Below are 12,535 nucleotides of genomic sequence, written 5' to 3' on the forward strand. Positions count from 1 at the left end.
AAACGTAATGAAGTTGCGCGCACCTGGCAGACAGAGCGTAAACATTGCGTCATAATGGCGTGAGCTGTGCGATTATAACGTGGTGGTATGAGTAGAAACCGCGTACGGAACAGTGTGACGACTGCGCGGGTACCGTGTGTCAAAAAAGCTGAGTTTTGATGCCAGGGCGTTGTCTGTGCGTCGAGAATGTGTAATGATTCGGCTGGGCTCGGAGCCACGGCCTTGTATGGCTGTGCCAGCGAACGGACGCAAGGCGTGTCGTACGGTCTTTTGCGTTCGGCGATAAACCTTAGAAAATTGACGTTATACGTTCTTGAGTGGAGCCATTACATGATCTGGAAGATAAGGCGAGCGTGGGTCGTCCTGGCGGTATTCCTCGGCGGATGCTCCTCACTCCGGCCTGGTGACGACGTGACCCCCGACGTGTACGCAAATCGCCTAATGGCGGACAAGATGGCGGTGGCCGCGGATGCTCAGCGGCAGTACGCCGCCCTAGTGGCGGAAGGCAAAGCGAGGGTTGAGCGTAAGCAAGAGATGCTGGAACTGGACCTCATCAACGTCGATTACATCGGCTTGCCCCAGGAGCTGCTCCAGACTCTCGCGTACCGGTACGGTTATCGGTACGTCGAGGTGGGGCAGCCCACCCAACTTCGCGCTATCAACATAAAGATGACGAGCGTGACCCCGACGGATGTGCTGCGTTCTATCGGGCAGCAGATTGACCGGCAAGCCGACGTGGTGCTGAGCATGCCGGCAAGGACTATCCGGCTCACCTACAAAACCCCGGTGCCAGCAGGCGGCAAAAAGAGGGGATAGGCCATGCCGATGGATATGCCGCCCATGAGCCTGGAGCAGGCCCAGCGGCTCTATGAGGGGTCTGCTTACGTCGAAGTGGTGGATCAGTCTCGTGGTGGCAGCGCGGCGACCGCTGCCGCGCTCATGGCGCAGCAGAACGATGCCCAACGCGCACGGTCGCAGGCGCTTCTGGATACCGCGTTGGGCATCGGTGTCAAGGCCGGCATTGCCTGGCAACTGGACAAGATCCGACGTGACGTGAAGGCCAACGAGCGAAAGCTGGACACGATCTACGACTTCGGCAATTTGATGATTCAGGGCCGGGTGGTGCCGCCCGTGATCGTGCAGGCGACTGATCTTTATAACCAGGACGGCGATCTTACGCTTCGACTTTCTGGGGCCTATTACAAAATCGAGTCCCAGGCAAAGTTCGCTTCCGTAGCACCGTCTTGGCGTGGTTACCTGTCATTCCCGACTGCGGGGACGTTGCCCTCATCTTTCAACATGATCAAGCCCGCGACTTCGGCGGAAAAGAGTCTGTGGGAGCAAGGGGTCGCTGATGGTTGGCGTCAAGGAATAGAGCAGGCCGACATCATGCTGGAGCACTCGATGGACAGGCTCAATCGAGACTTCATAGGCATGCTTCGCTTCCACGAGTTTGTTCTGCAGGGGAAGATAACCATGCCGCTTATTGCGAGCGAGTCCATCCCTGTGACGAACAACGGCTCGACCATGGCGGTGGACGAGACGCTGTTGCGCATTACGGCGCTATCGGAGTTCGACGGCGATATGAAGAAATGGACGGGTCTCACGCCTTCGGCAGCGCCGAACAGCGATGTTCGCACACCGTGGATCACATCGGCGCCCCGTGCGGCGGCGCCGGCGCCTAGCAGCGCCACGGCCCAGACCTTTCCCGTAGTAGGGCAGGGGAGTTCAGTCCCGAGCGGGGTGGTGGATGGACACGACAATTGACAATGGCGGCGAACCTGGAGCGCTCCTGGAGCGGCTGGAGTGGAGGACCGCATATCGAGATCCGTTCAGGTTCCAAACCTCGGAGGACTTCAAGGCTCTGATGCTGGAGACCCTTGCGCAGGGGGCCAGCGATATCCTGATTCAGCCCGGATATCCGGTTTGTGCCGAAGTGAACGGAGGCCTCCGGGCTGTCAGTCACCGCGCGCTCGATGATAGCGAAGTGCGCGAAATCCTCGTCCTGTGCGCAAACCGCGATACAGCGTGGACCGATATCGTCGGTGGAACGGCAGTCAACACTCGGTATGAGGTCTTTGATCCAAAGCTACGTGATTTCCGGGGCGACAAGGTGCGGCACAAGTATCGCGTCAATGCGTCGCCGATTGCATACCACGGGCAGACATCATGCCAAATAGTGATGCGAGCCATTGCGAAAGATCCTCCGGTTTATACGGAACTGGGGCTGACGGAAGACATTGTTCGCGCTGCATGTCCGGAGGACGGCATAGTGTACGTCGCTGGGCGTACTGGGTCTGGAAAGACGACCACCTTTGCATCGATTCTTCGCTTCATTCTTGAGAATGACACGCCTATAAAAGGCAATCTAGTTACTCACGAAGAGCCGATTGAATTCACTTTTGAGTCGATCGCCAGCAAGCACTCGATAATTGTACAGTCCCAGATCCCCACCCATTTTGCGGATTTTTACGCTGCCAACCGTGAGGCGATGCGGCGTAAGCCAGGCCTCATAATGATTGGCGAAATGAGGGATGAAGAGACAATCCGTGCAGCGGTGGAAGCCTCACAGACCGGACATCCAGTATTCGGTACGGTGCACGCCACTAACGTCGCTTCTGTTGTGCGCAGGCTTATTTCCAGATTCCCTGAGGCTGAGCGCGCTACAGCGATCTACGACATTATCGAAAGCGCCCGCTTTATTATGGCGCAAACTCTAGTGCCGGGCGCAAATGGGCGTCGAGTTGCAGCGCGAGAGTGGTTGCAATGCGATCAGAGGGTTCGAGATGAGCTCATGGTCATGTCCGATATGGGGCGAGTGACGGGTACGCTCCGAGACATCATGCGGGCGCGGGGCTGGTCGTTCGTCCAGGAGGCCGACAGGTTGCTCGCAGATGGCGCCATCAGTGCCGCCACGGCGGCACAACTGCGTCAAAAAGCCGAGGCTTAGCGTCGGCGACGGACGACAGTGCGTGACAATGGTGGCAGACAGTGTTGACACGGCGGTTGTATCGCGCGATGTTGTGTGGTACGATCGCGCCACATGTCGCCTTGATAGTGTCAAGAGTGTGTAATCAATTTGATAAGGGTGGCGTGAGGAAGCATGAATAAAGGCCGTTATCACTGGTCGAATTTGGCCCGAGAGGTTTTGTTCTTTGCTGTCCATTGGGCTGCTGCCGTGCCGTGGATTGTCCTGATTTTTTATCAGACCTGGACCATTTTCAGCGCGGCAATCCTGTCAGTCCTGGTGCTGTTTTACGTACGCTTCATTTCCAAAATGACGTTGCCTGCTGCATGGCGGTCTGTTTGGTACTTGATAAGTGGGCGTGAAAAAGCAACGAATAACTGGTTTAAAGAATTTATTCGTCAACGATAAATAAACTGCGAAGGGTAGGTACATATGGGCAAGGTAAGTGTTGTCGGCGTGGATGATGGCCACTACGCGATCAAGGTGGTCCTGGAGAACGGGACGACTTTTTCTGTGCCGTCGCGCGGCCGCGCGGGGCGCCATATGATTTCCTGGCAAAGCGACGAGGCTGGCCTGTACAAGACGGAAGAAGGTCATGATTTCACGGTGCACGAGCATCTTGAAGGCACCGACGACACGAGGTTTGCAGACTACCCGCGCTCGCCTCTGAATCGGGTGTTGGTCCATCACGCTTTGCGCAAAGCGGGCCTCTCTGGTAAAGATGTGTCCATCGCTACTGGGTTGCCGGTGTCCTATTACTACCTGGCCGATGGGCAGCGTAACGACGCACTGATCCACGCCAAGCAGGAGAATCTGCGCAAGAAGGTGAGCAGCGGTGGGCAGCCTATGGCGAACATCGTAAAGAACGTGGTGACCACGGAAGCGATTGCTGCCTATTTCGATCAACTCATCGATATGGACGGTTCCCCTTCCGAACAGTTCGAGACTCTCAACGATTCCGTGGTCGGCGTCATCGATATCGGCGGAAAGACGACCGACTGCGCCGTGATCTTCCCCGGTGGACAGCAGGTGAATACGGAGCGTTCGGGTTCTAACGATGTTGGCGTTCTCAGTCTTTACAGTGCTATCGAGTCGAGGCTGCGGTCGCAATTCGACTTGGACAACGTTCCCCCGCGAATAATCGAACATGCAATCAAGACGGGAACGGTCAAGCTTTCGGGACAGGTCGAGGACGTACGAGAGTTGTTGGTCCGCGAGAAGGAAAACCTGGCCGAACAGATTATGGCTGGTGTGCGTACCAAAATCGGCTCCGGGAAAGACTTGGATTCGGTTTTGTTTGTCGGCGGCGGCGCAATCGTGATGGAGGATCAGTTGAAGAAGTATTTCCCGCATCACCGTTTCGCCAAGCAGCCCGAGTTCGCGAATGCGCGTGGGATGTTCAAAATCGCCAAGTACGTTTTCGGCAACGAGGGTGAGTAAGATGGCGAGCAAACCGCTGAGAACCGGCGTGTTGCTTGCTCCACGCTACCCAGTGGAACGCGATGCAATAGCTCTGCTCAAGGCCGTACCCAGCGGGGAGCGCACAACGTTTTTGCGCTCGCTGGTTTTGATCGGCTACAACGATCTTCGTAAAGATCGCGAGCAGGCACGTGAGCGCGTCCAACAACCCAACCGAACAGGGAGCGATCGTGACTAATCAAGCCGCAAAAAAAGAGCGGTTCGAGATCCGATTGCGGGCCAATATCGCGGCCGAGGCGGATTTGCTGGCAGAGCTTGAGGCCCGGGATGGCGTATATGGGGGCAAAACCGAGCTGCTTCGAGAATGCCTACGGCGGGGGTTTGTCGCGCTACGCACGGCTGTCGATAAGCAGCCTGCTGACGCCACGGAAGAATCGATCCTTGACGCGTTGGCTTCAACTTTTCCGACAGGCGAATATAGCTACCGAATCGGCAAGCTATACCTGGATGCAAGGGAAGCGGTTACTCACGGTACGCCTATGGAGCCGTCGGCGTCAGACGTGACCCGGGATAACCGGGATGACCAAACTCGCAGCCCTGAGAGCGCCTTTCCTGCTTCAGAACTAGCAGAGGCCTCGTCACCTGCAGGCCCGGTGCCCCAACCTGAGGCGCCTGTATCGGCGGACTCGCCTGGCCCTGTGCAGGCATCAGAGCCCAGCGATAACCCGAAGCCAAGGCCTCCAGCGGTGGATTGGGGTCGGCTGCGCGGAATTGCGGGGCGTGAAGATGATGGAACGGAGAACAGGTAAAGCGCGGTAGACAGGCCCTCAAGCGTGCTTGAGGGCCTTTTTTGGATCTTGAGCATGGCAACAAGCAAGTCCCAAGGGACAGACCGGACATTCCAATTCAGCGATCCAGCAGCCGTAGCCGGAATCATCGTTATGGTGATTGCCGCCGTATGGATCGCATGGTATTTCGCACATACGCAAATCAGCGCGCTGTATGTATACGTGCGCTATGCAGAGGTGTGGGTTTTGAATTTGGCGGGCGCTTTTTTCAATCTGCCCGGTATTTCGTCTGCTCACAATTGGGTGCAACGGGTATGTGCGCCCGAGAGAACTATTCTGCTATGTACGCGGGATTTTTCAACGCTTAGTTGGGGAGAAATCACTTCTTCATCCATGGTCTTTAATGGTCTATGCGTCATTATTCTCGGCGGTTGGTGTTTTCGCATGTTTCGCCAAGTGTCCCGCACCCACCCCGGCTTTCGATTTACCAAGAATCACTCCATTAAGTCGTTCGTGAAAGAAAATGCCGCGCTGTACCCCCATCTAAAGCTTGTGGAGAGGCTAGACTTGGTAGCCAAGCCGCTTGCCGATCCGCTCTTTGGCATGAGCCTCACGTCTCGGCAATTTGCGTACAAACACCGCCTTATCAGCGGGTGGCAAAAAATGGCAGATGGCCAGTATGTGCCCGTTTTGAACCGGGAGGCTGCTACGGCGGTATTTCTCGCGCAGCTCGGCCCTCATTGGACTCGTTCTGCGGATCTGACGCCTGGGGAGACGCTATTGCTCGCAATAGTCCTCCCACGGGTAGCTGCGACAGACCCCCGTATGGATGATGCGGCATTCAAGAATGCGATGGCCGATAGTGATGGTCTCATCAAGTGGTGTTGGGACCACTTCACGTCGTCGGTGGAGCGCCAGGGCAGAAAGCGGGAGAGCGGCGATGACGGCTATGCATGGTTGCGGCCTGCATTTGATCTGTCCTATCCCAGGCAAATAATCGCGCGCTATCTGATGCACCCGGAGGTAAAGCAGATCATCGAGCAGCATGCATTCCGCAGGACAATTCTGTATGCGTGCTATGTCCGCGCAAGTGCCCTCGGCGTATTTCCGCCTGCGGACGTGCGATGGCTGCGGTTTTACGATCGGGAGCTCTGGTACCTACGCAGCAGCATCGGCAGGCAGGTGGCTTTTGCGGAAGGCGGCTCGGCCGTCTATTGCCACTACCTATACGAAGCAAAAGCGGGCTGCGCCATCGTTGAGCCCCAGCTCGACAAGGCCGTGAGCGGGCTGGAAGCTGCCATGCACGGGTTCCGCTACACCGAAGCCGACAAGAAGGCGTATGAGGAAGCCAGGGGATAAACGATTCGCTCTTTTGGTGATATGATCGGGCGGTTTTGTTAGAATTGTGAAACCGCTGATTTCTGACGAGAGAATAGAATCGTGAACATCGGAAAGTTGCTGGTTGCGACGGCTATTGCCGTGCTTCCCGCTGCGCAAAGCGTCGCCCAGTCCCCCGAGGCCGTCATTTCCCGCTATGGAAAGATCGTCCGCAAGCTCGATCCTGGCGTCGGCGGTTTGACGGCGTGGCAAGTAGAGAAAAACGGCAAGCAGATTACCCTATATACGACGCCCCCGGCGCCGAATATGGCGGTCATCGCAGGTGTGGTATGGGATGCGCAATCGGGACGAAACATCTCCGATATGCAGTTACCCGTGCTCACGCATGAATCGACGGGATCCACGCCACCCGCGATGGGTGTTGGAACTTCGCGCGCGTCGGCCATGTCCGGGAATTTTACGGGGGACATTCCCCAGGCCATGCATACGGTCGATTCTCTCCAGGGCGTCAAAGAAGGGCAGGGCGGCGTTGCGGACACGGTGTATGTCGTCATCGATCCACGGTGTCCCTATTGCCAACAGGCCTATGCAAAGACACGGCCATACGTCGCTAAGGGGTACTCCATTAAATGGATCCCCACGACTGCTTTGGGCGACAAGGCCAACGGCACGCCGATCGCGGCGACGATTTTGCAATCAAGTGACCCTGCGGTGTTGGCCCGGATCCTCGGCAAGCATGAGCCCATCAAGTCAGAACCGACCCCTGAAACGATAAAGGCGCTTGATTTGAACCTGGCCTTCATGTTTGCGGCATTCGAGCAGAATCAGGAGCCAGGCCAGCAAGCGGGTGTGCCCGTAGCTTTCTATATCGACCATCGGACTGGGCGTCCCAAAATGATGACCGGCTTAACCGATGATGCCGTTCTGCAAGATATTTTCGGGAGTCTCTAGGTGAAACTTTCAAAAGTCTCCGGCACGAAGACGACGGAAAGGTTTTCGCCTTTCGTGCAAATCACCGCGATGGACAACCGTATCGCAGTAATGTTTGACAGCGATTTTGCCGGGGACACCCTGCGTATGCCGCGCGTCGTGATGCTGCCTCGCCCCCCTACCGAGATCTCATGCGAAGTCGAAGGAGGGCAGTCCGAGTACAGAGTCAAGCTGCTTGCGTCGCATGATGGCAGCGTTCAGTGCCATGACCTGGCAACGATCGCAACGACGGATAACCTCCCCCTGGTCGATGTACGGCAGGCAGTCGCCAGCTCTTTCGGGCGTGCTCTTCAATCCTATCTCCGATGGGAGTGCCGTGCACTGGGAGCGTACAAGGAGCCGCAATTGACGAGCCCCGGGATGGTCGGCGCCGTCCCGGGCGAGCCGGCAATGTCGGCGCCTATCACGCAATCTGGAAAAGGCAACCGATCGGTCTGGAGGTCTGCGGCGGTGGTCGCCGCTGTCGCCGTTGTAGGGTTCTGCCTTGCCTATGGGCTATCGGCTCGGACTGGGCACGCCGCTGACCCTATCCAGGCCGCTGTCGCCGAGAACATGGCTCAGGATCCCGCCTCTATTACCGCTCAAGTTGAGCTGACCAAACAAACCCTGCGCTCCATGGGTCTGGATCCCGGGCGGGCAGGCGATCTTGGCTGCCTAGCCGCGCAATGATGCCGGTGGTTGAGCCTTCCCTGCAGGGGGATTTCGGCCTGATCTCGGTCGCCGAGCGTGTCCAGTGGCGTGAGGCCTTGCCACGCCATTTACTGGGCGCCATGAAGCAGCGTGATGGGAGCGCACTCCCGGCCTGGAAGGTCGCAGAGCATATTCAGCCCACCCTGATCACGATTCACGAATTGTTCAATACCGCCCCTCTCGCAACCTTGCACACGCTTGAAGAGTATTTCTCACCGGCCTCTCTCGCGCATCGGAGTGACTATGCATCCTGACACCGCTATGAATGACGAAGCGGAAGATGTTCGCGAAATCCAAAAGTTCGCTCAAGGCTTTCGTAGCCTGCTGATCCCTTCGCCAGCGGTGCTGGCAAATACCGCTATTCTGCTGAAGCGCCTTGTCCTCCTGAGCGACAAAGTGCTGCCGGTCAAGAGCTACTTCAACATGGTGCAGGAGATGCAGCGTGCGGCATTTCTCGCCGAAGGTATGGCAGCAGATGCGGTGCAAGCCGAAGGGCTCACGGGGGAGCGCGCGGCAGAGCGCACGCGAGAAATCATCCGCGAGGTCGAGGCCAAAGGTGCAACTTTCTGGTCTATAGCAGCCAAGGATGCCAAGGGCGAGCTCAAGGAGCGGCTTCAGCAGTTGGACCAAGATAGTCAGCGGGCCCTATGCACCGAGGATACGTTTGTGATCGTCTGCTCGTACCTCAAAGGCGAAGTTGCCAAACAGGGTAGCGTCCACTATTTGCGTGGTCAGTCGCCGGACTTCAAGGAGACCAAGAAGCATCGGAATCCTTTGGACCTGTCCAAAGAAGTGGTGCTCAAGGGGCTGTCATCCGCGCTGGCGCGACCTGATGCTGAGCGCGGCTCCATCGAGCGCGGACAGATCGACAGCGGCTTCAACCATCTTGCCCGCCTGAATAGCCTTGCAATCATCATGCTGGACGTGGTGGAGTGGATCCGCGTATGTGAGAAGAACGGCACTCCATGCCGGAAAATCGACGTGCGAGCGAAGTTCGACCTGTCGCATACCGACTACGAGCGGGTCATGGCCATGGCCAGGCGCGCGGGGCTGTACACGCTGCGAAGCCACAAGAAGGATCCGAGCAACAGGTACACGCTGAAGTCGAAGATCCACCAACGGATCGTGGATCAGGCCGCGATTTTTGGGTACACGCCTCAGAAAACGCTCAACAAAATTCTGGACGATTTTTTCCGCCTTACCGACTACTCCGCGCGTCTCGGGCGAAGTCCGGAGCAAGTTTTCAATGCGCTCGTTGACCAATCCAAAGAAGATCCGAACGCGTAGGGCAAGGAAGGGTACGGTATGGGCAAGCAAGACGGGGACGAGGGCCCCAAGATCAGCGCTGAAGACCAGAAGCGCATCGAAAAGGGGGCTCGCCAACTGGCCGCGTACGCGGCCTTTTTGCGGTGGAGTGCCAACTTCTCGCGAAACGAGATCACAACGCACCCCAGTCATCGCCAAATCATGATGCTCTCGCCTGTGCAGAGCGGCAGGTTCGCGTTCACGCTGGAAGGGAGCACAATTCTGCTCGGCACCCAGCCTTTTGAGGCAGCGTGGATGGCGCATATGCCGTTTGACTGCGCGTACCTGTCAGACCGCCTTTATCTCTGCGTGACAGGCGTGTCGCTCATGGAGGTGCACTTCCCTCCCATCGCCCTGGGCATTCATGTGGCGGGCGCGGAGAAGCGCGGGCAGTTATCGCAAGGCCGGTTTGTTCAGCCTGTCGGTGTCGAAGTGCAGAATGGCGCCGTGACGGCCGTAGGGCGTCCCTACGGCCTCGGTTTTCCCGTCAGGCAGGGTGAGATCACCTCGGGGCTATTGGAGGCCACAGCGGCCCGTATGCGGTCCCAGGATATGTCCCGGTTCTTCTGAAGAGAGGATTTCAGTGCGCCCTGTTACCCGGGCAAAAGCACCGTGTAGCGCATTAATTACCCATCCCAGCAAAAAGCCCGCGTTACGCGGGCTTTTTGCTGGCCGGACACATTCTATCCACAGAATCTGTGGAAATCTCTATGGGCGCAGTGAACGGTCGCGAAACAAGCAAGGTCAAGCTTCCGGCCGGTTCCACGAATCTTCTTCAGCGAGGCCAACTTCGTCCAGGCGACGGGTCATGCCACCTTCCGCCCATTCGCGGTCAAGGTTCACACCCTTTGCAGCGTTCTCGATCGCGAACTCTCGTCCGATGATGGCGGCTTGAACGGAAGACAGAAGGGCAGGCGAGGGCGCTTTGTATTCCGACAACAATTCCTTGGAGACTTCAGGTGGCAGCTTGCGGATGGCTTCACGTACGCCGGCGCCATATTCTGAAAGCACGGGCTGCTTGCCCAGGATGATCTCGCGATCCTGCGATGGGAACATCGAGATCCCCATGCTTTGAAATTCTTGGGCCGTAGCCATAGTCACCTCTTACCGGTTGTCGAAGTCGTCGCTACGGTCCAATGTCCTGTCGTAGCGAGAGAAGATCGCCGCCGCCTGGCGCGCCAGGCAACGCTTTTCAGCATTGTTGAGCAAGCTCCGAATGGTTTCCGGCTTCGAGCTCAAGCGCTGGGTTTGATCATGAAGCAGTCCTACGAGGGCCCGACGATCGTTGGTCGATCCAGGTGCAGCATCAATCGCTGTGTATGCCTCGCTGTAGGCTGATGTGAGCTGCTCCGCCGCAACGGCGTCGCCTGCCACCGCGCGCGGCCCGTAGGCCAGCGTCGAGACGGCAGCGCCACCAATCCGCCGCAGCGCGGCGATCTCTGCGGCACGGCTCTGCATGACACGGCCAGAACTCATTGCATGCGGCGGGTTCGATCGGAACCACTCCGCCTGGCCATCAGCCAACGTTTCAACTGTCCGGCGAAGCTGCTTTCCTTCTTCTGTCGGCTGCAATATGGCTGCCGCCACGTTGTCGAAAGACAGCATTTGCGCGTGCTCGACGTGCTGCATCGCCTGCGCTCGAAGGAGCGCAGTGCCGATTACAAAACGACTGGCCTCGCGTATGGATAGCTGCATAAGTTGGGCTTCTAGAGGGTTGGTCCGAGGTCTCCCAGACGATTATTGACCAATGCGCGCGCGCGTTCCTTTACGCCTGGGCCTCCTGGCAGAAGCCCGATTGTGTTGGACCCGAGGACACTGAGCAAAATATCATTGCTGGCATAAGGGTTTTCTGTGAACAGGCTGGCAGTGGCAGGCGTTAGCGTGCTGCGGTCAAACACCCATCGTAGCTGTTCAAGATCCTTACAGACAGGAATTATAAAGGGGCCATACCCGTCTTCATACTGCTCAATCAGCGTATTGAAAACAAGCTGCTTGTCGGCCTCTAGCGCCTTTTCCTCGATCCTCATCCGGGGGCCGATATGCGACGCCACGGCTATGCGGACATCCCTGATGGGGTGTGACGCCAGGGGTAGCAGCGTCTGTGGATGGGTGGAAGGGTTTGCGGCTAATGCTCGCATTGCCTCCGTATGATGGAACCCGTGTTCCAGAAGGGCATTTTGAAGCTCACGTGGAACGGTGGGCTGCCGCGCCGCTGCATGGGCAACGGCGCCTGATTCTCGCCCTTCCATGAACAGCGCGACTTGTTCCGCACCGGACAGGCGGTTTGATTGGGCGAAGAAGAATTCGGTGGATATCCGCTCTGAGTCCTCGGAGAACTCTGCCAAACGGGCGCGGAAGGCCTGTTTTGTCGCGGAGGCAACCCCGCGTACGAGAGCACGCAAGCCAAGGGTATTGGCCTGGGCGGTGTGCGCGCCGGTCGGCAGGCTGACGCCGGCATGCAGCGGCAGGCCGATGCGCTGCGCGATCGGCCCCCGGGCTTGCCTCTCGCTCAGGAAGTCCACCGCGCGCTGAAATTGTACGGTTCTGTCGGCCATGGCAAGTCCGCCTAGGGTTTGGTCAGGAGCGTGGTGCCGGTCGCCTTCAAGACATGGCTCCGCACCTGCGGCCGGGACACGATGATCTCCGCGCCTCCTTCGCGGTAGCGAACCATATCGTTGCCGCTCACGCGCAGTTCGGCATCCAGGGCCGACCCGATTGCGGCGAGCGCGCGTGCAGACAAGCCAGGAAGCGCGGCATCGCTCGAAAGCGAAGCGGTGCGCTGCGCGCCCGTGTTTTCGAGGTCGTGGACGTATAGCACGTCCAAGTCGATGCCGGGAAAAAGGTCGGGTATCAAAAACGTCGAATTTGCATCCTCTGCCACGGTTGCCAGGGCCTCAAAGGCTTGTCGAAGCTCGCCTGTGTCTAAACATTCGAGCAACCCCGGATAGGCTTTGGTATGTACCCATTCGGCCGCTTTGTCAAAAATCTTATGTTCAATCATTCTAACTATCCGTCCAAATATCGGCTAATATTCTAT

15 protein-coding genes are annotated in these 12,535 nt (G+C 57.7%); 11 read left to right on the top strand and 4 right to left on the bottom strand.

Annotated features, from left to right (window positions below; genetic code table 11):
• The first annotated feature begins 330 nt into the window (after positions 1–330).
• From BAU07_RS26210 to BAU07_RS26255, 11 genes are all read left to right on the top strand, one after another.
• Positions 331–816 carry a DotD/TraH family lipoprotein gene (locus BAU07_RS26210; RefSeq protein WP_066665828.1) on the top strand — a complete coding sequence of 162 codons (486 nt, stop codon included), beginning with the start codon at positions 331–333 and terminating at the stop codon, positions 814–816.
• Positions 817–840: 24 nt separating this feature from the next.
• The gene (locus tag BAU07_RS26215) at positions 841–1,767 is read left to right on the top strand and encodes a type IV secretory system conjugative DNA transfer family protein (RefSeq protein WP_232338389.1); all 927 of its coding nucleotides are present in this window, start codon (positions 841–843) and stop codon (positions 1,765–1,767) included.
• Complete coding sequence (locus tag BAU07_RS26220; protein ID WP_066665832.1) at positions 1,751–2,950, top strand: ATPase, T2SS/T4P/T4SS family; 1,200 nt, start codon at positions 1,751–1,753, stop codon at positions 2,948–2,950. The genes BAU07_RS26215 and BAU07_RS26220 overlap by 17 nt, the downstream gene beginning before the upstream one ends.
• Positions 2,951–3,103: 153 nt before the next feature.
• The gene (locus BAU07_RS27300) at positions 3,104–3,376 is read left to right on the top strand and encodes a hypothetical protein (protein ID WP_157122571.1); all 273 of its coding nucleotides are present in this window, start codon (positions 3,104–3,106) and stop codon (positions 3,374–3,376) included.
• Between the two features lie 24 nt (positions 3,377–3,400).
• On the top strand, positions 3,401–4,408 hold the full coding sequence (gene parM, locus BAU07_RS26225) for a ParM/StbA family protein (protein ID WP_066665834.1): 1,008 nt from the start codon (positions 3,401–3,403) through the stop codon (positions 4,406–4,408).
• 842 nt (positions 4,409–5,250) lie between these two features.
• A complete protein-coding gene (locus tag BAU07_RS26230) occupies positions 5,251–6,534 on the top strand; it encodes a secretion/conjugation apparatus DotM-related subunit (RefSeq protein WP_066665961.1) in 1,284 nt (427 codons plus the stop codon).
• A gap of 81 nt (positions 6,535–6,615) precedes the next feature.
• On the top strand, positions 6,616–7,464 hold the full coding sequence (locus BAU07_RS26235; protein WP_157122572.1) for a hypothetical protein: 849 nt from the start codon (positions 6,616–6,618) through the stop codon (positions 7,462–7,464).
• A complete protein-coding gene (locus BAU07_RS26240; protein ID WP_066665839.1) occupies positions 7,465–8,172 on the top strand; it encodes a hypothetical protein in 708 nt (235 codons plus the stop codon).
• Positions 8,169–8,447: a hypothetical protein gene (locus BAU07_RS26245; protein WP_066665841.1), complete on the top strand. Its 279-nt coding sequence runs from the start codon at positions 8,169–8,171 to the stop codon at positions 8,445–8,447. The genes BAU07_RS26240 and BAU07_RS26245 overlap by 4 nt, the downstream gene beginning before the upstream one ends.
• On the top strand, positions 8,437–9,480 hold the full coding sequence (locus BAU07_RS27435) for a hypothetical protein (protein ID WP_066665843.1): 1,044 nt from the start codon (positions 8,437–8,439) through the stop codon (positions 9,478–9,480). Before BAU07_RS26245 ends, BAU07_RS27435 begins: the two co-directional genes overlap by 11 nt.
• 18 nt (positions 9,481–9,498) lie before the next feature.
• Positions 9,499–10,068 carry a hypothetical protein gene (locus BAU07_RS26255; RefSeq protein ID WP_157122573.1) on the top strand — a complete coding sequence of 190 codons (570 nt, stop codon included), beginning with the start codon at positions 9,499–9,501 and terminating at the stop codon, positions 10,066–10,068.
• A gap of 174 nt (positions 10,069–10,242) precedes the next feature.
• Here BAU07_RS26255 and BAU07_RS26260 read toward each other — a convergent pair whose 3' ends face one another.
• From BAU07_RS26260 to BAU07_RS26275, 4 genes are read right to left on the bottom strand one after another with little or no spacing between them, the layout of a single operon-like run.
• Complete coding sequence (locus BAU07_RS26260; protein ID WP_232338390.1) at positions 10,243–10,593, bottom strand: hypothetical protein; 351 nt, start codon at positions 10,591–10,593, stop codon at positions 10,243–10,245.
• 9 nt (positions 10,594–10,602) lie between these two features.
• Positions 10,603–11,193 (bottom strand): hypothetical protein, encoded by a 591-nt coding sequence (locus BAU07_RS26265; RefSeq protein ID WP_066665847.1) that lies wholly within the window; start codon positions 11,191–11,193, stop codon positions 10,603–10,605.
• A gap of 11 nt (positions 11,194–11,204) precedes the next feature.
• Positions 11,205–12,053, bottom strand: a complete 849-nt coding sequence (locus tag BAU07_RS26270; protein WP_066665848.1) for a hypothetical protein — start codon at positions 12,051–12,053, stop codon at positions 11,205–11,207.
• Positions 12,054–12,064: 11 nt separating this feature from the next.
• Positions 12,065–12,499 carry a hypothetical protein gene (locus BAU07_RS26275; RefSeq protein ID WP_066665849.1) on the bottom strand — a complete coding sequence of 145 codons (435 nt, stop codon included), beginning with the start codon at positions 12,497–12,499 and terminating at the stop codon, positions 12,065–12,067.
• Positions 12,500–12,535 lie beyond the last annotated feature (36 nt).

Source organism: Bordetella flabilis, assembly GCF_001676725.1.
GTDB classification, from domain to species: Bacteria; Pseudomonadota; Gammaproteobacteria; order Burkholderiales; family Burkholderiaceae_B; genus Bordetella_C; species Bordetella_C flabilis.